At 40.2% G+C, this 19,861-nt stretch carries 22 protein-coding genes; 7 read left to right on the top strand and 15 right to left on the bottom strand.

Annotation, left to right across the window (positions count from 1 at the left end; genetic code table 11):
- Position 1 precedes the first annotated feature (1 nt).
- The 5 genes from F602_RS0107445 (at position 2) to F602_RS0107465 (ending at position 4,487) form a co-directional block, all read left to right on the top strand.
- The gene (locus F602_RS0107445; RefSeq protein ID WP_018167343.1) at positions 2-724 is read left to right on the top strand and encodes a CoA transferase subunit A; all 723 of its coding nucleotides are present in this window, start codon (positions 2-4) and stop codon (positions 722-724) included.
- Positions 725-728: 4 nt separating this feature from the next.
- A complete protein-coding gene (locus tag F602_RS0107450; RefSeq protein WP_018167344.1) occupies positions 729-1,382 on the top strand; it encodes a 3-oxoacid CoA-transferase subunit B in 654 nt (217 codons plus the stop codon).
- Positions 1,383-1,522: 140 nt separating this feature from the next.
- Positions 1,523-2,428, top strand: coding sequence for a LysR family transcriptional regulator (locus F602_RS0107455; protein ID WP_018167345.1), 906 nt, complete (start codon positions 1,523-1,525; stop codon positions 2,426-2,428).
- A 13-nt stretch (positions 2,429-2,441) separates the two neighbouring features.
- Positions 2,442-3,554 carry an acyl-CoA dehydrogenase family protein gene (locus F602_RS0107460; RefSeq protein WP_018167346.1) on the top strand — a complete coding sequence of 371 codons (1,113 nt, stop codon included), beginning with the start codon at positions 2,442-2,444 and terminating at the stop codon, positions 3,552-3,554.
- 6 nt (positions 3,555-3,560) lie between these two features.
- Positions 3,561-4,487, top strand: coding sequence for an MBL fold metallo-hydrolase (locus F602_RS0107465; RefSeq protein WP_018167347.1), 927 nt, complete (start codon positions 3,561-3,563; stop codon positions 4,485-4,487).
- Positions 4,488-4,600: 113 nt separating this feature from the next.
- On the opposite strand, the gene xerS is transcribed toward F602_RS0107465, so the two are convergent.
- The 6 genes from xerS to F602_RS0107495 form a co-directional block, all read right to left on the bottom strand.
- Positions 4,601-5,671, bottom strand: coding sequence for a tyrosine recombinase XerS (gene xerS / locus F602_RS0107470; RefSeq protein ID WP_018167348.1), 1,071 nt, complete (start codon positions 5,669-5,671; stop codon positions 4,601-4,603).
- Positions 5,672-5,854: 183 nt separating this feature from the next.
- The gene (locus tag F602_RS10460) at positions 5,855-6,316 is read right to left on the bottom strand and encodes an adenylyl-sulfate kinase (RefSeq protein WP_245537567.1); all 462 of its coding nucleotides are present in this window, start codon (positions 6,314-6,316) and stop codon (positions 5,855-5,857) included.
- A 60-nt stretch (positions 6,317-6,376) separates the two neighbouring features.
- Positions 6,377-7,135 (bottom strand): DUF3307 domain-containing protein, encoded by a 759-nt coding sequence (locus F602_RS0107480; protein ID WP_018167349.1) that lies wholly within the window; start codon positions 7,133-7,135, stop codon positions 6,377-6,379.
- 21 nt (positions 7,136-7,156) lie between these two features.
- Positions 7,157-8,707, bottom strand: a complete 1,551-nt coding sequence (ffh, locus tag F602_RS0107485) for a signal recognition particle protein (protein ID WP_018167350.1) — start codon at positions 8,705-8,707, stop codon at positions 7,157-7,159.
- Between the two features lie 37 nt (positions 8,708-8,744).
- Complete coding sequence (locus tag F602_RS0107490) at positions 8,745-9,077, bottom strand: putative DNA-binding protein (protein WP_018167351.1); 333 nt, start codon at positions 9,075-9,077, stop codon at positions 8,745-8,747.
- 62 nt (positions 9,078-9,139) lie between these two features.
- Positions 9,140-9,838, bottom strand: a complete 699-nt coding sequence (locus tag F602_RS0107495) for a GntR family transcriptional regulator (protein WP_018167352.1) — start codon at positions 9,836-9,838, stop codon at positions 9,140-9,142.
- A 133-nt stretch (positions 9,839-9,971) separates the two neighbouring features.
- On the opposite strand from F602_RS0107495, the gene guaA reads away from it, so the two are divergent.
- Complete coding sequence (gene guaA / locus F602_RS0107500) at positions 9,972-11,522, top strand: glutamine-hydrolyzing GMP synthase (protein ID WP_018167353.1); 1,551 nt, start codon at positions 9,972-9,974, stop codon at positions 11,520-11,522.
- Positions 11,523-11,588: 66 nt separating this feature from the next.
- Here the strand turns inward: guaA and F602_RS0107505 are convergent, their stop codons facing one another.
- The 9 genes from F602_RS0107505 to F602_RS0107545 all read right to left on the bottom strand — a co-directional run bounded on the left by F602_RS0107505 (position 11,589) and on the right by F602_RS0107545 (position 19,368).
- Complete coding sequence (locus F602_RS0107505) at positions 11,589-12,377, bottom strand: DUF6287 domain-containing protein (RefSeq protein WP_018167354.1); 789 nt, start codon at positions 12,375-12,377, stop codon at positions 11,589-11,591.
- A 13-nt stretch (positions 12,378-12,390) separates the two neighbouring features.
- Positions 12,391-13,152: an SDR family NAD(P)-dependent oxidoreductase gene (locus F602_RS0107510; protein WP_026183364.1), complete on the bottom strand. Its 762-nt coding sequence runs from the start codon at positions 13,150-13,152 to the stop codon at positions 12,391-12,393.
- 81 nt (positions 13,153-13,233) lie between these two features.
- Complete coding sequence (locus F602_RS0107515; RefSeq protein ID WP_018167356.1) at positions 13,234-13,833, bottom strand: lysozyme family protein; 600 nt, start codon at positions 13,831-13,833, stop codon at positions 13,234-13,236.
- 1 nt (position 13,834) lies between these two features.
- On the bottom strand, positions 13,835-14,809 hold the full coding sequence (locus F602_RS0107520) for a nucleoid-associated protein (RefSeq protein WP_018167357.1): 975 nt from the start codon (positions 14,807-14,809) through the stop codon (positions 13,835-13,837).
- Entirely contained in the window at positions 14,809-16,068 is a 1,260-nt protein-coding gene (glyA, locus tag F602_RS0107525) for a serine hydroxymethyltransferase (RefSeq protein WP_018167358.1), read from the bottom strand. Before glyA ends, F602_RS0107520 begins: the two co-directional genes overlap by 1 nt.
- 52 nt (positions 16,069-16,120) lie before the next feature.
- Positions 16,121-16,711 carry an L-threonylcarbamoyladenylate synthase gene (locus F602_RS0107530; protein ID WP_018167359.1) on the bottom strand — a complete coding sequence of 197 codons (591 nt, stop codon included), beginning with the start codon at positions 16,709-16,711 and terminating at the stop codon, positions 16,121-16,123.
- A complete protein-coding gene (prmC, locus tag F602_RS0107535; RefSeq protein WP_018167360.1) occupies positions 16,704-17,534 on the bottom strand; it encodes a peptide chain release factor N(5)-glutamine methyltransferase in 831 nt (276 codons plus the stop codon). The genes F602_RS0107530 and prmC overlap by 8 nt, the downstream gene beginning before the upstream one ends.
- Entirely contained in the window at positions 17,534-18,613 is a 1,080-nt protein-coding gene (prfA, locus tag F602_RS0107540) for a peptide chain release factor 1 (RefSeq protein ID WP_018167361.1), read from the bottom strand. The genes prmC and prfA overlap by 1 nt, the downstream gene beginning before the upstream one ends.
- A 185-nt stretch (positions 18,614-18,798) precedes the next feature.
- Positions 18,799-19,368 carry a thymidine kinase gene (locus tag F602_RS0107545; RefSeq protein WP_018167362.1) on the bottom strand — a complete coding sequence of 190 codons (570 nt, stop codon included), beginning with the start codon at positions 19,366-19,368 and terminating at the stop codon, positions 18,799-18,801.
- Between the two features lie 253 nt (positions 19,369-19,621).
- Between F602_RS0107545 and F602_RS0107550 the strand changes: the two genes are divergently transcribed.
- Positions 19,622-19,807 (top strand): 4-oxalocrotonate tautomerase, encoded by a 186-nt coding sequence (locus F602_RS0107550; RefSeq protein WP_018167363.1) that lies wholly within the window; start codon positions 19,622-19,624, stop codon positions 19,805-19,807.
- The last annotated feature ends 54 nt before the right edge of the window (positions 19,808-19,861 follow it).

The raw sequence follows: 19,861 nt of genomic DNA on the forward strand, positions 1-19,861 counted from the left end.
TATGGTGAAAATTGTTGATGTTCAAGAAGCCATTGGTTTGGTAAAACAAGGAGACGTCGTTGGTATTTCTGGTTTCTTAGGAGTAGGAGAGCCCTTTGGTCTTATCGATGAGTTAGTGAAGCAAGATACGAAAGATTTAACACTTGTATCAGTGGTAACGGCTCACCCTGGTAAAGAAATTGGTGTTGGTCGCCTTTGTGAAAACTACCAAGTTAAGAAATATATTGCAGCTCACGTAGGGACTTCTGCAGCAGCGCAACGTGCTTACTTTGAAGAATTTATGGAAGTTGAATTTACTCCAATGGGAACTGTTGTAGAGCGTCTGCATGCCGCAGGTGCTGGTCTTGGAGCTGTATTGACACCAACGGGAGTTGGGACAATTCTTGAAGAAACACAAGAAAAAATCACTCGCAATGGTCGTGAATACCTCATCTACGACCCACTCAAATTGAATGTAGCATTGATCAAGGCAACCAAGGCTGACAAATACGGAAACCTTTATATCGATGGTACAACGCGCAATATCTCACGCCAATTGGCACTTGCTGCAGATATCGTCATTGTAGAAACCAATGAAATTGTAGAAGTAGGTGATATCGCACCGGATGATATCTACATTCCTGGTATCTTAGTTGACTATGTTGTTCAAGGTATTTCTAGAGAAGAACATCATAAAATGATGGGGAGCCTATGGACTGAAACAAAGAAATTAGCAGTGAGGTAAGAAGATGAATGCAAAAGAAGTTATTGCACGCCGTGTAGCGCTTGAATTCCGTGATGGAGATGTGGTAAACCTTGGATTTGGCATCCCAAACTACTCAGCAGATTTTATTCCTGAGGGTGTGAATGTCATTCTACAGGCAGAAAATGGAGCACTTCGTTTTGGTGAAACACCAACTGAAGAAAACTACGATCCAAACTTAGCAAACTCTGGTGGAGCACCGATTACGTTGCTTCCTGGTGCAGCAACCTTTGATATCCAAACATCCTTCGCGATTATTCGTGGTGGTCATGTTGATGCGACAGTTTTAGGTGCACTTGAAGTTAGCCAAGATGCCAGTATTGCAAACTGGTTGATTCCAGGGAAATTCGCTCCTGGTATGGGTGGAGCAATGGACCTCCTTGTTGGTGCTAAACGTGTCATTGCTGCGATTCAACATGTTGATAAAAATGGAAATTCTAAAGTATTGAAAGAATGTTCACTTCCATTATCTGCTAAGGGTGTAGTTTCTCGTGTCATTACTGAATTGGCAGTATTTGATTTCCAAGATGGTAAATATCTTTTGCGTGAAGTAGCTCCAGGTGTAACCGTTGAAGAAGTTCTTGAAAAAACCGAAGGTGATGTCATAGTAGCAGACGATGTGAAAACAATGCCGATTTAAATAAGTGTAGGGAGCTGAATCTTAGGTTCCCTATACTTGTCAATAAAAACTTACAATCTCTAACTAGTTATAATAAAAAGAAGCTATGCTATACTAGATGGGGTGGAGAAAGTAAGGAAAGGAGAAGAGAAGCAGCAAGTATGGATATTATTCAAATGTATTACTTTATCAATATTGTCGAGTGTAGCTGTAATCTTTCCTTGGCAGCTAAAAAAATTCATATTAGCCAATCTGCACTCAGTCAATTTGTTAAAAATTTTGAAGAAAATGAAAGTATCCAACTCTTCCATCGCAAGAATGGACGATTGGATGGATTAACAGAAGCAGGAGAGCGTATTTATCGATACTCGACAGAGATTGTTAGTAAATACGAGGAAATGCAAAATGCTATCCAAAGTGAATCTGCTAAACAAAAAGGGACGATTCGCTTGGGACTGCCCTCACTGATTCTTCGCTTTTATTTTTCTAACATCCTGCCCAACTTCCTGTTGAAACATCCTCATATTGATATTCAAATTATTGAAAGCGGTGGGGTAGATCTTCGTCAAAAATTATTGGCAGAAGAATTAAATTATGCCTTGTTGATTGAGCCGACTAGCCTAGATACGAAGAAGTACGAACAGCATATTATTCAGATGGACGAATACGTTGCTTTTATGGATAAAAATCATCCTTTGGCCAATAAAGAGTTAATGGAATGGAAGGACTTAGAAGCCTACCAATTAGGTACCTTCATCAAATCTTTTACGACCTATGGTTTGATAGAGGAAAAGTTGAAAAAAGAAAAAATAACTGCAAAACTCGTTCACCTATCTTCTAGTTGGGATTATCTAGTAGAATCGACCTACGGAACAGACATTATCAGTATTTTGCCAGCCCCCATTGAGAATTTGCTGGATCATGAACGCTTTAAAGTTGTCAGATTTAGAGACTTTATTCCTTTTAACATTTGGTTCTGTCGTCCCTATAAAGCTAGGACAAATGACGTTGAAAATTTTGTTTACGAAGAATTTTTAAAACTCTTTTATATGCCTGTATCAGACTAGAAAGTGTGTACCATTGTTTCATGAACAACTAACTGAGGACGTTTATCACTATACTAGAAATCATCTGGCAGGAAAGGCTAGAGAATATGACAATAGCCAAACCTTCCCAGAGGAATTTTGGCAATATCTCAGTAAAGAATTACGCCTCTTTGATTACCTTATCACAAAAGACCCACAGCCATGTTCCTTCCGAACTTTTTTAGAGTCTATTCGGATTATCTCCAAAGAATTTGCATCTTTAGGAAGTATCCTGCTGACCCAAGGGATTTATGCTATTTGGACCCTAGATCAATTTGGAACAAATAGCCAAAAGGAGAAGTATCTAGATAGTCTTCTATCAGGAGATAAACTAGGAGGATTCGCCTTTTCAGAAGAAGATATTCGCCTAAAAAAAGAACTCCCTCATACCCTAGCTCTTCAAACAGAAGCAGGCTGGATTCTAACAGGGAAAAAGCATATGGTGTCTAATGCTAATTTAGCTGATTTTCTCCTCGTTTTTGCCCTGACGAAGCATTTAGATGGTCAAGAGGGAACAGGAATATTTATTGTCAATCCTCATCAGGAAGGAGTGACTGTTGGCCAAGCAATTGAAAAACATGGAGTCAAAGCTATGCCAATTGCACCTATTTCCTTTAACAATGTGCAATTAGAAGCTGATTCTTTGCTGGGAAATCATTTTGATGCTGTTGACATTTTGGCTCAAGTCCTTGTCAAAATGCGTCTAGTCATCAGTGCTCAGGCTTTGGGAATTGCAGAAGGGGTCTTTAAAAAAGGACTTGATTACAGCAAACTCAAACGCGGTTTTGGCAAACGACCGATAGATGTTAGCGTTAATCAATTTAAATTCTCTGAAATTGAGATGAAATTAGCGGCCTGTAAGGCATATTACCATGAGTATATTCGTGGTAGCATGGTAGATGATCGGTGTGCTTCTATGTTGAAATTATTGACAACATCAACAGCTCAAGAGGTTGCTGAAGAGGTCGTCCGTATTACAGGAGCATATAGTTTCATTGCTGATAATGACATTGAACGCTACGTGAATGATGCTAAGGTCACTGGACTTTATGGTGGCTCGATGGATAGTTTAAAACGGAATATTGCACAAATCTGGTTAGAAGACTAGAAAGGGATGGGAAATATGAATCTACAAACCTATCAATTTGGAGAAATGACTCTCACTTGGTTAAGAGGGGCTGACAAATATACCGACGCAGGTACATTATTTGGTCCAGTCCCCAAAGCAGTTTGGTCACGTTTTTTCCCTGCAACGGAAGACGGATTATTAGCGGACCTAACAGATCCAATTTTGATTTCTTATCAAGGGAAACATTACCTCATTGACACCAGCTTAGGAACTGAAAAGTTGGACGAGAAGCAGCGCCGAAATCTCGGTATCCTATCTGAAAATCGTGTGGTAGAAAGCCTGCAAAGTTTGGGATTGACAGTTGATGATATTGACACTATCCTGATGACACATATGCATAATGACCATGCTGGAGGCTTGACTTCTCTAAGAGATGGTCAAATTGTTTCAACCTTCCCAAATGCAAAGATTTACATCCAAGAAATTGAATGGGACGAAGTCCGTTATCCTAATAAACGTACACGTGGAACTTATTTAAGGGAAAATTGGGAGGCTGTTCAAGACCAAGTTATCACTTTTGGTGAATTTTTAGAGGTTGTTCCAGGGATTGAAATGCACCATACAGGTGGCCACAGTAATGGTCATAGCATCATCTTATTGAAACAAGGCGATAAAACGATGATCCACCTGTCTGATTTGCTGATTAGTCATGCCCATCGTAATCCACTTTGGGTAGCAGCAGTAGATGATTATCCGATGGATGCTATCGCAGCTAAGGAAAAATGGATAAAAGAAGCCTACGAGAACAGCTATCAATTCTTTTTCTACCATGATCAATTTTACGCTGTTCTTGAATTTGATAAGACAGGTCAACAGGTCGTTGCTTGTCTAGAACGCAATCGTCCTCCCCGAGTAGATTGGACGGCTAAGCAAGACAAACGACTACAAATATCTGAGGAAAGTCGTCTTTAACATAGTACAAAAAATACGAGAAGTTCTCTTCAACTAGTTTTACTAGAAAAGGAGCTTCTCGTATTTTATTTTTCTTAACTTTATTTACGTAATAAATATTATGTAAATAAAGTCTATAAATTATCTAAGGCATTTTTTTGTTCATCGTTGACGATGTGAGTATAGAGGTCTGTAACCTGCGTATTGGCGTGGCCTAGCTGATGGCTAACCAAAACTTGTGACTTCGTCGCATCATAGAGACGAGTTGCAAGTGTATGGCGTAATTTATGAGGGGTCACACGAACCTTGAAGTCCGATGAATATTTTGCCACTATTTTTTCAATGGAAGAAGCATCGATGCGGTTTGGTACGCCTCGATATTCTGTCAAAAAGAAAGCGAGATCTGTTTTTTCAGCCTGATAGCGAGTTTGACGAATAGCAGCGTAGGCTTCAAGATAGGGTTTAGCAAAGGATGCAACATTGACAGAATCTCGTTTCCCACCCTTACGAGTGACCTCTATCATCATCATTTTGAGATTGACATCCTTCAAATCAAGATTAACAGCTTCAGATAATCGAACACCAGAGGCTAGTAGTAAGGCTAAAATCGCCAAATCACGTTCCTTATTTTTTCGGAAAGATGATTTAGCACGATTGGAAAGTTTGTTCTCATATTCACAATCTACATATTCCAAAAAGTCCATGGTTTCATCGCCTAAAAAAAGTTTTTGCTTGATATTTTCTGCACGAGAGGCCAAGGTCTCTCGTTTTTTCTTAGTAGAAACTTTCTTCATGACATTTCTATAAAAATATGGTTCACCTTGGTCATTTTCAACCTCCTCAGTCAGATACTTGTATAGACTAGATAAGGCAGATAAGGTACGGTTAATGGTAGTCTGTGAAACCCCATTTTGTGTCGTATTGGCATTCAGCAAAGGACGTTCTCTTAAATATAGAATAAACGATTCCATATCTTTCTTTGTCAACGTTTCTAATCTTTCAAGTGGTATATCTGATAACTGTCTAACCGATACCAAATCAGCATCTATAAGCCATTCAAAGAAACGCCGATATTCTTTGAGGTATTCGTACAAAGTCGTAAAACTATAAGGCACTGCCAATTTAGACTGATAATAATCCAGTACAAACCAGGGCATGACATCTTTAAGTTCTTCAATTTTTTCTAAAAGTAATTCGCGTCGCATACGTTTCTCCTACATTTTTGGGCAACATATTGATAATAGTAGTATATCATAACCCCGCATATGTTTCAAGAAAATTATAGTTTTTCGGAAAGATGGTATAGAAAATGATGTCATCATTCTTTAACCAGAATTACCCTTCCTTATAAGGTCTTTTAAGATTAGATCAGTAATCTCATTGACTGTTCAGCTATCAGTATTGATCTTTTGTCCAGAAATCTGGTCTCCAAATACCCGCAAACAATGATCTAAATGTTTTAAAGCCCAGTTATTATTTTCTTGAGTTCGATTGTTTAAACGGCTCAAGATAGTATTTTTGTCAGCAACCAGAATATAATGCTGTACATAGATATCCTCGCTCAGTCCTTGTTCGATGATTTCCTGGTAATATTCTTTTTTAAATATCGTCATAGGCACAATGATGATTTTATCTGTTTTACTAGCTAAATCACGTATAATCTGGATGGTTGCCCTACGCCAAATTGGATAAACCTGAAAATCCTCTGGATAGGCTGACGTTGGAAATTTTTCTGTAAAAAAATTCCCTAGGCACTTTGGAACATAAATTTCTTGATGAAGAAAACTTACGAGACAGTTTTTCCAATCCGAAAAGCTCCATTGAGCCAAATAATCGAGCCAAATAATCATTTCCTCTACTTTTTACATAATATAAGTTATGTAAAAAAACCGAGTCTAAACTCGGTTTCTTTAGTATAAGACGATAAAAGCATATAGGACTAAAACACTAATCATACTAAATAGTGAGCCTATCAAGTAATATTCTGCAAATCCTTGGTCTTTTGAGATACGATCATAGCGTGCGATGGATTTGGCAGTAAAGACAAGACCGATAGCTGCATATTGGCCCATCAGCAGAAAAATAACCATGATTAAGCGTTCAAGTTGTCCAATTAGAGCTCCTGCCCCTGCTTTTGTGTTCTGCCCTTCTACTTCTTCCTCATCAGGTTGATACTTACTGAAGAAGAGCTTGAAGACGATGTTGACAGGCTTGGTGATAAGCACTAAAAGAAGGATAATATTCAAGATTGGAAAGGGAGGATGATCTGTTTTGGTCACATCTAATGTAGATGCTAGATGGGAATAATGAGTATATAGGAGGAAAATAGCTCCTACATGGACTATTTGGTCGATGAGAAATACAATGTTTTCCCAAGATGGCTTGATGTAACCATTTTTAATCAAGAAATACTTGGTAAAATCAATGGCAAAATGTACCAACCAAATTTTAAAGAAGAAGCCTACAAAATCTTGATTGTAGAGGAATCCAACAAAGATCATTGGAAGGGCAACCCAAAACATATGCAGACAAAGGGCCTTAAAATGTTTGTTTTTTTGGGCAGCGAGTTGTGGACTTTGTAGATGGAAATCACTAAAAAAGTGGCAGATTAGACCAATGGTGAGAGGAAAATGCTCAAAAAGATAATAGGCAATTACATTTTCAATCATTTCTTCACCTCTTTATATAATTTATTTACGTTTTTTCTTCGCTTTTTTGATTTTATTAGCCTGGCGTTTCATGGCTTGCTTCATGGCAAATTCACCAATTTTACCTTTGATACCACCGCCCATCATCTGACTCATATCAGGCATTCCACTCCCACTACCCATCATGCCATTAAGAGCAGACATGTCAGGCATCCCCATACCACCCATATTTGGCATATTTTTCGGCATATTGTTAGGATTGAGTCCCATTTGGCGCATCATCTTGTCCATATCACCTGACATGATGCCTTGCATCATAGTTTTGGCCTGATTAAAGTCCTTGATAAACTTATTGACGTCAACAAAACTATTACCTGAACCAGCTGCAATCCGACGTCGACGGCTCGGAGATAACAAATCAGGATTCTCACGTTCTGCTGGGGTCATAGAGGACACGATTGCTCGTTTACGAGCGATTTCACGTTCGTCTACCTTGATATTGGCTAAAGCAGGATTACCCGCCATACCAGGAATCATCTTGAGTAGATCTTCCATGGGTCCCATGTTTTGTACTTGGTCCAGTTGTTCGATGAAATCGTTGAAATCAAAGGTGTTCTCCCGCATTTTTTCAGCCAGTTCCAATGATTTCTTTTCATCGTATTCCTGAGAAGCCTTCTCAATCAAGGTTAGTAGGTCACCCATGCCCAAGATACGGCTTGCCATTCGGTCTGGGTGGAAGGTTTCAATATCAGTAATTTTTTCACCAGTACCAGTAAATTTGATGGGCTTACCAGTGATTTCACGGACAGAAAGGGCAGCACCACCACGAGTATCCCCATCGATTTTAGTCAGTACAACCCCAGTGATTTCAAGTTGTTTGTGAAACTCGGCTGCAACATTAGCTGCTTCCTGACCAATCATGCTATCGATGACGAGCAAGATTTCGTTTGGATTGGCTAAAGATTTAACATCGCGGAGCTCTTCCATCAGCTTCTCATCAATTTGTAGACGACCAGCTGTATCAATGAGAACATAATCGTGGCGGTTTTCACGTGCCAATGCCAGTCCTTGTGACACGATTTCTACAGCTGAATGGTCAGTGCCCATATCAAAGACAGGGACATTGATTTGCTGACCAAGAGTTTTGAGCTGGTCGATAGCTGCTGGACGGTAAATATCCGCTGCAATCATCAAAGGCCGAGCATTTTCTTCTTTAATCAGTTTGTTGGCTAATTTGCCTGCAAAGGTTGTTTTACCAGCACCCTGTAAACCAACCATCATGATAATAGTCGGAATCTTAGGAGCTTTCTCGATTTCAGCTGTTTCTGAACCCAAAATTTCTGTCAATTCTTCATTGACGATTTTGACGATTTGCTGAGTCGGATCTAGTGTATCAATGATTTCATGCCCAATAGCACGCTCTCGGACCCGCTTGATAAAGGTTTTTACGACTGGCAAGGCAACGTCAGCTTCAAGAAGGGCTAGACGGATCTCCTTGGTGACTTCTTGGACATCTTTTTCAGATAATTTTTTCTTTCCACGTAAGTTTTTAAAAACGCTCTGTAAGCGCTCTGTTAAGCTTTCAAAAGCCATGGTTCACACTCCTATAGTAATATGTTTTATGTTAAAGTTAATCTCGATTGTCAATGCTTGAAAGAATGGCAATTTTCTCTTGGAGAAAGTGATCTTCAGGATATTTCTGCATAATTGACTCTAAAATTTCACTGCGAACAATGTAATCCGAGTACATATGCAGTTTCATCTCGTAATCTTCTAAAATTTTCTCTGTGCGCTTGATATTGTCATAGACAGCTTGACGACTAACGCCAAATTCTTCAGCAATTTCAGCTAAGCTATAGTCATCTGCATAGTAGAGTTCAATATAGTTCATCTGCTTATCGGTCAGTAGAGCCGCATAAAACTCGAAGAGGGCATTCATTCGGTTGGTTTTTTCAATTTCCATAGCTTTTATTATACCAAAAAAGCCCGTATTTTAATAGAGGTAAAACGGACTTTTGGGTAAATCTAGTTATTCTCTAAATAAAATTCAAATCTGTCTCCGACATACTGGCTATTGACATACTCAAAGGCTTGTCCATCTTCTAGGTAGGATACTTGTCGGAGGGCTAAAATAGCCTGCTTCTTTCCAATTTGCAGGAGCTTTGAGACCTTGTCATTGGCCAGCCGAGCAAAGATGGTCTGGTGACTCTTTCCGATACGGTAACCGTTATCTGTCATGGTTTTAAAGAAGTGATTGGTAACATCTTCTTTTTTAAATGTTTTAATAAGCCGTTCTGGTATACTAGCCACTTCATAGACGACAGGTAGGTCATCTGCATAGCGAACGCGCTCCATACGGATGATACTCTCTTTTGCATCCAGCTGTAGCATTTGGCGTTCCTTTTCGTTTGGAAAAGTTTTTGTATAAGAAAGTAATTTGCTGGATGGTATTTTTCCTTGAAGTTGGATAATCTCAGTAAAGGAGGTAGTTCCCCGCATTTTTTCCTGTACCCGTGTACTAGCCACATAGGTTCCGGAACCAACTTTTCTGGTCAGAACCCCTTCTTCTACAAGAAGGGTAATAGCTTGGCGGAGGGTCATCCGTGATACACCAAAATCATCTGCTAAATCTCGCTCACTTGGTAAACGCTGTCCGATTTTCCAAATTCCTAAATCAATATCATCCTTAATTTTATTATGAATTGTTATGTAGGCTGCTTCCATCATTTCTCCTCACTTCTACTCTTTTTATTTTACCAAAAATTAGTATTTTTCTCCATTCCTACTGCAAATAGTTCGTTTTTGTGGTAAAATAAATAACAGAAAAGGAAACTTTTTTGATTTGAAAGGAAAAAGGATGACAATGCAAGATGTGCAAAAGATTATCGTTCTGGATTACGGTAGTCAATACAACCAACTCATTTCCCGCCGTATCCGTGAATTTGGTGTATTTTCAGAGCTGAAAAGCCACAAAATTTCTGCGGAAGAGGTTAGAAAGATCGACCCTATTGGTATCGTTCTTTCGGGAGGACCAAATTCGGTATATGCTGAAAATGCTTTTGATATCGATGCCGAAATTTTCGAATTAGGAATTCCTATCTTGGGGATTTGCTACGGGATGCAACTGATTACCCACAAACTAGGTGGTAAGGTGGTTCCTGCTGGAGAAGCTGGTAACCGTGAATATGGTCAATCTACTCTTCGCCTCCAAGCTAGTTCTAACCTCTTTACTGGAACACCTGATGAGCAAGTGGTTCTCATGAGTCACGGCGATGCGGTGACTGAAATTCCAAGTGATTTCCATCTTGTGGGGCTATCATCAGATTGCCCATTTGCGGCCATTGAAAATACGGACAAGCATATCTATGGAATCCAATTCCACCCAGAGGTTCGTCATTCCGAATACGGAAATGACATTCTGAGAAACTTTGCCATTAACATCTGTGGGGCAAAGGGTGATTGGACCATGGAAAACTTTATTGATGTTGAAATTGAAAAAATCCGTCAAACAGTTGGCGATAAAAAGGTCCTACTTGGCCTGTCAGGTGGAGTAGATTCATCTGTAGTGGGTGTTCTTCTCCAGCGCGCCATTGGTGATCAACTGACCTGTATTTTTGTGGATCATGGTCTTCTTCGTAAGAATGAGGGAGATCAAGTTATGGAAATGCTCGGAGGCAAGTTTGGGCTCAACATCATCCGTGTAGATGCCTCTAAACGCTTCTTGGACTTGTTGGCAGGTGTTTCTGACCCTGAGAAAAAACGCAAGATTATCGGTAACGAATTTGTTTATGTCTTTGACGATGAAGCTAGCAAACTGAAGGATGTTGACTTCTTGGCTCAAGGCACTCTTTATACTGATATTATTGAGTCTGGTACAGAGACAGCAGAAACGATCAAATCTCACCACAATGTTGGTGGATTGCCTGAAGACATGCAGTTCAAGTTGATTGAGCCACTCAATACTCTCTTTAAAGATGAAGTCCGTGCTCTTGGGACAGCTCTTGGTATGCCAGATGAAATTGTTTGGCGCCAGCCATTCCCAGGACCAGGACTTGCTATCCGTGTGATGGGTGAGATTACTGAAGAAAAACTCAAAACTGTCCGTGAATCAGATGCCATCCTCCGCGAGGAAATTGCTAAGGCTGGTCTCGATCGTGATGTCTGGCAGTATTTCACTGTCAATACAGGAGTTCGGTCTGTTGGTGTCATGGGAGATGGTCGTACTTATGACTATACTATCGCTATTCGTGCTATTACCTCTATTGATGGTATGACTGCTGACTTTGCTAAGCTTCCATGGGAGGTTCTCCAAAAAATCTCGGTTCGCATCGTCAATGAAGTGGACCACGTCAACCGTATCGTCTATGACATCACCAGCAAACCACCAGCAACCGTGGAGTGGGAATAAATATCAAGTAAAACAAGACGAACCCCTTTGAAATAAAATTTTCAAAGGGGTTTTTGTTCTGTTTATTTAAGGAATATACACAATAGCATCCTTTGTGTGAGAAATGATTACTCCATTACGATAGACACGGAAAAGGAAACCATTCTCTCCTTGAAGGAGTTCAAATGGGATGCTTTCTGTTCTATTGTAGTTGCTTTCGATAATGGTCCAGTTAAGTGGACCTAAGATAGTATTGGCATAATTGATTGTATCTGGACCACTTTCTAAGCGGACCCCTGTATCATTAGTGGTTAGAGGGTTGCTTTCGATGTTTGTTTGTGGTGGAACGCGGTAAAAAACGTCTGAATTGTTTATGTTTTTAAAGGAAGTATGAGCACCATACATACGATCGCGGTTGATATCCGACTCATCTTTTTCCTCATAATAGCTTCTTGGAATTGGAACTCCAGCTGGAATCATTAACAAACCTACACCATAACCCCCACTATTTTTAATTCCAGTTTCTAATATTCCATCCACAATTTTAGAACTTTGTGAAATGGTGCTATCTCCAACTAGGCCAACGGAGTTGAAGACAAAAGTTCCTTCTCCATCCTCTCTAACCCACTTGCCAATCACACTGGAATAATCCCCTTGTGAGATAGCTTGGATATCCATTGAAAGATAGCGAAATGAGAATGGATTTTCACTGGTCGAAGGAATTTCTGTTGTCGCTAGAGAGGAACTATCTGTTGTGACAGCTTGGGTTGTATCGTTTGTTCTGCTGCTACTTGGGGGTGTTGCTGATTTTTGACCACATGCGCCTAGAGCTGTTGTTAAAATCACTGTAACTGCTATCGCTCTTATCTTATTCATAATTCATTTCCTCCTAACTTTCTCTGTGGATAGTAAATCCTGTAGCCTGTTTGGTAGCCATAATGGTGATGTCTGAAACTTGGACATGCTGGGGTTGGTTCGCGATATAAAGCGTGATATCTGCAATATCAGTAGCTTGAAGTGCTTGAATCCCTTGGTAAACCTCTGAGGCACGTTGTTTATCGCCTTTGAAGCGTACTTCGCTGAAATTTGTCTCAACCAGGCCTGGTTGAACAGTCGTTACCTTGATGTTTTTATCAACAGTATCAATCCGCATACCATCACTGAGAACCTTGACAGCTGCTTTGGTAGCCGAATAAACTGCTGCTCCAGCATAGGCATAGATTCCAGCAGTGGAGCCAATATTGATGATGTGACCTGAATTTCTTTCTACCATTTGTGGTAATATTTGGCGAGTGACTAGAAGTAAGCCTTTGACATTGGTATCTAGCATCGTTAACATGTCTTCCACTGCATAATCTTGAAATTTTTCTAAACCAAGAGCCAGACCAGCATTATTAATTAGAATATCAACTACTTCCACTTCTGCGAGGATTTTTTGACAAATGTCTGAAACCATATCAACCTTAGTCACATCCAATTGGTAGGTCCAAACGGTCGCTTGATAGAGTGTTTCTAACTCTGCTTGAACAGCTTCTAGACGTTCTTTTCTACGACCGATTAGTATCAGGTTATCTCCATTTTGGGCAAAAGCATGGGCGATGGCTTCTCCAATCCCACTAGTGGCTCCTGTAATAAAAACATTTCTAGCCATTTTCATATTCCGCCTTTCTTTACTCTTATTATACCACGTTTCCAAGGAATAGAAAAAACGAATCGTGATGGAAGATTCGTTTTAGAGTAAATTCATGATTTTCATCAGATAGAGATTGAAACTCACTTGACGTGAGTAGTAAATATTACCACCATTGACGTAGAGTTTTCCACCATGAATCAACGAAATTGGATGAAAATAATTGTAGGTTTCACCTGTGGTATTCCCTAGACTTGGAGCTACCACTTCTCTTGAGTATTTTTGGGACAACTCAATGGTATTTTTCCCACCGTTTTCAGAAATGTAGGTAATATAAGCAGGACCATAATTGTAGGCCTGAACGGCTGTCCACACATCTACCTTAGCTTCTTTTGCTGCTGCAATGTTTTGGCTAAGGTATTCCACACCCTGACGAATGCTTTCCTTGCTATCATTGATAGTATTTGCATAGCCTGTAACAGACTCGCTGGACTGCATAACATCAGTAGATTTTCCCTTCGTCTCTGTGTAAATCATAGCCAGAACAAGCTCCTCGTTGGCTTCTGTGTCATTTTCAGCAAGAACTTCTTGTACCATGGGTTGATAGGTCATGACCTGCTTGACATTTTTCCAAATTTGATAAGTCTGATAGGCTAGGAAAACAAGGACGAGAAAAAGAATCGTTCTTGTTAATTTTTTCATACTATTGATTTTTTATATCCTCGATATTTTTAATGAGAATGGAGTAGGTACCATTGTCGTTTTGGATGAATTCAACAGACTCAGCATCCTGATAAACATTATTTGGAACGATAAGTTCAATACCATTAGAGAGGGAAAGTTTCTGATTTTCAAACTTCTTGAGCTGGCGGCTTGTGTCGATTTCATCAAAGGCAATCTTCTCTGGGACAATCTGTTTTAACTCATCTACAAAGCTGAGGCGGGCTGTCAGGTTTTGATCAAAAAGATCATTGGCCAGCTTCTCAGGAGATAACTCTCCATCTTCTTCCAGATGATAGAAGATGGCAGATTTTACCTTGGATTGAAATTGGAAATCTCCCTGTTGGAAATTATCCGCAATCTTCTGGGCTGTTTTTTCTACTGCTTGGATAGATTTTTTAGCAGAAATAGTCGGTTTTTCTTGGAGCAAATGCTCTGAAAAATAGTTGAGGAAGGCACCGTTATACTTGATACGCTTCTCAATTAGGTGATACTTACCTGACTGTAAGTTGATAATGATCGCTTCATCAGGTGCTGAACCAGCACTAGGAAGATTGTTTTGGGTGAGCATAAGAGGGCTTTCGCTATTATCCGCTATGTGAACTAGACTTTCACGCAATGCAATACGTAAAAAAGCAAAATGCTCCAGTCCATTCTTTTCATAGGACACGAATAGTAGGTCATTGGTCTTCTGATTTTCAGAGAGGACAAATTCCTCCTTCCAAAGTTGGGCGATTTGGACAGAACCCTCTAGCAAATCACCTTTGGCATGCTCAAAGAAGGGGCTATTATTGGCTAGAAAGCCAGTCTTAGCTTCATCAGAATAGACTCGTTCAATTTTCTTACGAAGGTATTCTTCGATTTTTGGAGTGATAGCCAAGAGCTGGTTCGAAAGAACCAGCTCAGTATCATCTGGGGTAAATTGATGTAAAACAGCTTGTTTAATATAAATATCCATTATAAATTTTCGTAAAGTGGGAAGCGGTCAGTTAGAGCGCGCACTTCTTTGCGCACTTCTTCTAGGACTGCTTCATTTTCAGCATTTCTAAGGGCTTTAATAATTAAGTGAGCAACTTGGCGACATTCTTCTTCTTTGAAGCCACGTGCAGTAACAGCAGCTGTACCCAAGCGGATACCTGATGTCTTGAAAGGTGATAAGGTTTCAAAAGGAATCGAGTTTTTGTTGAGGGTGATATTTACTTCATCCAATAGATTTTGCGCAACTTTTCCATTTTCGACAACCTTGGTTACATCAACCAAGAAGAGGTGATTGTCTGTTCCACCTGAAATAACACGGAAATTGTCATCTTTCTGGAAGACAGAAGCCATGGCTTGACAGTTTTTGATGATTTGAGTTGCGTACTCTTTGAATGCTGGGTCTAAGTTTTCTTTAAAAGCAACAGCCTTGGCAGCAATAACATGTTCCAATGGGCCACCCTGCAGACCTGGGAAGACTGCTGAGTTGATTTTCTTAGCTAAATCTTCATCATTGGTCAAAATCAAACCACCACGTGGACCACGTAGGGTCTTATGGGTAGTTGTAGTTACAATGTGGGCATATGGTATTGGGCTTGGATGGAGGCCAGCGGCGACTAGACCAGCTATATGAGCCATATCTACCATAAGATAAGCACCCACTTCATCTGCGATAGCACGGAATTTTTCAAAATCAATGATACGTGAGTATGCTGAAGCACCGGCCACAATCAATTTAGGAGAGACTTCCTTAGCTAATGCTAAGATAGCGTCATAATCCAGTTGTTCTGTTTCTTTGTCTACACCATAGGCTACAAAATGATAAGATTTCCCAGAGAAGTTGACTGGTGCTCCGTGTGTCAAGTGACCACCTGCTGATAAGTCCATACCAAGAACAGTATCTCCTGGCTGAATCAGAGTCATATAGGCGGCAGCATTGGCTTGGCTTCCAGAATGGGGTTGAACATTGGCAAAAGTAGCACCGAAGATTTCCTTGGCACGCTCGATGGCTAGATTTTCAATAATATCTACCACTTCTGTCCCACCGTAATAGCGTTTACTTGGATAGCCTTCAGCATATTTATTGGTTAAAATGGAACCTTGTGCAGCCATGACAGCTTTTGAAACAACATTCTCAGAAGCTATTAATTCAATATTGTGTTGCTGGCGCTCCTCTTCTGCCTTGATAGCATCCCAAAGTTCCACATCATATGCTTGATAGTTGTCCAAATCGAAAATCATTTTTTTCTCCTGTTTCCAATAAATAGCGGGTCATAAAAGACCAAGTGAGGGGTTAAAACTTTAATTCAGGGATAGACTGCAAAAGTTCTTCTTTTGTAATAGCACCCTGCCTTAAGATACGAGCTGTTGAATCCGATAAATCTAAGATAGTAGAATCCTGACCAGTTAGGGCAGCATCATCTTTGATTCCTACAAGGTCTTTGTCGAATTGGGTCCGAATTTCATCAAAAAACTGACCGCTAGCCTGCCCAGAAATATTGGCAGAAGGTCCGATTAGAACACCACACCGTCTAATCACTTCAAGAGTAGGCTGATAGGCTGGTACTCGAAAGCCAACTGTACCCATGCCGGAATTGATCCATGCTGGCACCTTTTCGTTGGCCTTTAGAATGATAGTTAAGGGACCTGGTAAAAAGGCTTCATATAACTTTTTCAGAAAGATAGGCTGGTCTTCTGAATAGTCATAAATAGTCTGTAAATTTGCTACATTGAGATTCATAGCCTTATCACACGGGCGCTTTTTCAAGCTATAGACGTGATTGACCGCTGCCTCGTCAAATGCTTTTGCAAAGAGACCATAGACTGTTTCTGTCGGTAGGATAACAGCTTCCCCATTTTGAAGATTTTCTAGGATCTTATCCATTGTCAACGACCACCTTTCGATCTTTTCCAAAGTTGTCCTTGAGGATACGAATCCGTTTTTTGGGGAAATACTTTGTAAGAACTTGCTGTATGATAGGACCTTGCTTGTAACCAATCTCAAAGTAAAGTTTGCCTTGTTCTGTCAGGTATTCACTAGCGCCTTCAATAATTTTTCGATAAATGGCAAAGCCATCTTCTTCTGCAAACAGAGCCAAATGCGGTTCTGAATTGATGACATTGATGCCAACCTCACTCCGATCTTCTTTCGAGATATAAGGCGGATTCGAAACAATAATATCATACTTCCCTGAAACTTGTCTAAAAACATCTGCTTGAACAAACTGAACGTTCGTTTTATGGCGATGGGCATTTTCAAAGGCTACCGTCAAAGAATCTGGTGAGATATCACTAGCTACTACTGTCCAGTCAGGCCGAGCATGTTTGAGACTAATGGCAATAGCCCCACTACCCGTTCCAATATCTAGTACAGATAGCTTTGTGTGCAGGTTTTCTTCTAGTATTAGATCCACTAGTTCTTCTGTTTCAGGTCTTGGTATCAATACTCGCTCATCTACCTTGAATGTTAAACCATGAAAATCAGCTTCTCCTATGATGTATTGTGCTGGAATATGCTGAGATAACTGTTTAAAAATTTCTGCTAGTAAAATTTTGTCCCCTTCTGAGACCTCCTGTCGCAAGGATAGAAAAAAGTCTGTCGAACTCATATTTTTTAGAGAACGAAAGGTAAATGCTAGGCTCTCAGCTTCTTCTCCGATAGCTTCTAACTGTGCTTCGTAATGAGAAAAGATTTGTGCGTAATTCATTATTTGTTCAAATCTTCTAGTTTTTGGGTTTGGTCATAAAGAACCAGAGCATCCACTACTTCGTCTAACTTCCCAGATAAAATAGTGTCTAATTTTTGCAAGGTTAAGCCGATACGGTGGTCCGTCACACGGTTTTGAGGGAAGTTATAGGTACGAATCCTCTCAGATCGGTCTCCTGTACCCACAGTTGATTTCCGCTCAGCATCCTGCTCGTCTTGAGCGATTTGTGCAAAATGATCTGCTACGCGAGCACGAATGATTTTCATCGCCTTCTCACGGTTTTTCTGTTGTGTCCGCTCTTCTTGCATTTCGACTTTAATGTTGGTTGGGAGATGGACAATACGGACAGCAGTTGCCACCTTATTGACGTTCTGACCACCAGCACCGGATGCGTGGTAAATGTCTACACGCAAGTCTTTTGGATCAATATCATATTCGACTTCTTCTACTTCTGGCATAACTAGAACGGTTGCAGTTGAGGTATGCACACGACCCTGACTCTCAGTCACAGGGACACGCTGTACGCGGTGAGCACCGGACTCGTATTTGAGTTTGGAATAAACTGATTGTCCAGAAACCATAGCAACCACTTCTTTGATTCCTCCAACACCGTTGTAAGAAGCTTCCATGACTTCAAAACGCCAACCCTGGCCTTCAGCAAACTTCTGGTACATAGTCAAGAGGTCGCCCGCAAAAAGGGCTGCCTCGTCACCGCCTGCTGCTCCACGGATTTCTAAGATGATGTTTTTGTCATCGTTGGGATCTTTTGGTAGAAGCAAGATTTTGAGTTTTTCTTCGTAAGACTCCTTGGCTGCCTTAGATTCTTTTAGCTCTTCCTTGGCCATTTCTTCTAAGTCAGCATCACCTGCCGCATCCTTAATCATCTCTTCAGCATCAGCAATGTTTTGGATAACTTGCTTGTATTCGCGGTAGGCTGTCACTGTATCGCGGGTAGCCGCCTCTTCTTTTGACAGCTCCATAAAGCGTTTGGTGTCTGAAACGACAGCTGGGTCCGATAAGAGCTCTCCCAACTCCTCATAGCGGTCTTCTACCGCCTGTAATTGATCATAAATATTCATAATTAAGATATTAATGCCGTTAAGGGACTCAAAGGAAAATAGGAATTCTGACGCAAAAACGTTCGTTTCTAGAAAGAATTATCTTTTTCCACGGAGTCGTAGGCATATTCAGTTCCTTTCTAATATATCAATGCCTTCAACCGACTAAAATCGAACCTGTCACAAAGTTCGACTTTTTTAGAGTTTTAAATCTCAGGATTAAAATAATGTTTTCGGCAAACTGGAATATAGGTTTCGTTGCCACCGATTTGAATTTGCTCACCTTCATAGGTAGGTTTGCCATCTTGGGTACGCAAGACCATGGTAGCTTTTTTAGAGCAATACTGGCAAATGGTTTTGATTTCATCAATTTTATCTGCCAAAAGCAGCAGGTGTTTGGAGCCTTCAAAAAGCTCATTGCGGAAATCATTTTTGAGTCCAAAAGCCATGACAGGTACGCCTAACTCATCCACTACTCGCGCCAAATCATAGACATGGTGGCGACGCAGAAATTGAGCTTCATCAATCAGGACACAATAGGGTTTTGGGGACATGTCTTTAATAAAGCCATAAACATCCATCTCATCATCAATGGCGACTGCTTCTCGCTTCATACCGATTCGACTGGATACTTTTCCAAAACCATCTCGAGTATCAAGGGCACTGGTCATGATAACAACAGGTTTGCCCTGCTCTTCGTAGTTGTGAGCCACTTTCAAAATTTCGATGGTCTTGCCCGAATTCATAGTGCCATATTTATAGTATAATTGAGCCACTTTCTTTTATCCATTCTAATTTTTTCACTCCTTCTATTCTACCATAAAAAGTGACGATAGGATATCTCAAGAGATGTTTATTTTACAGAAAAGAGGGGGCTCCGAAGACTATTTCTATAAATACCAATACTGTAGAGTAGGCACCAATGACAAGAAGTGATGATCGTATCCTTTCTATGAATTACAAAGATGTAGTCTATTAAAATTTTCTTATCTATGCTATACTGTAGAAAATATAAAAAGGAGAAAATTGATGCCATTTGTAACAATTGAGTTGTTTGAAGGACGAACTGATGATCAAAAAACTGAGTTAGCTCGTGAAGTAACGGAGGTAGTTTCTCGTGTTGCCAAAGCGCCTAAAGAAGCTATTCACGTTTTTATCCATGATTTGCCAGAAGGAACTTACTTCCCTGCTGGTGAAGAGAAGAAGAAAAACTAAGACCAAAAAGAGGTAGGGACAAACAATTTGTCCCTACCTCTTTTTTTAAAAACT

This window comes from Streptococcus minor DSM 17118, from assembly GCF_000377005.1.
In the GTDB taxonomy this organism is placed as follows: Bacteria; Bacillota; Bacilli; order Lactobacillales; family Streptococcaceae; genus Streptococcus; species Streptococcus minor.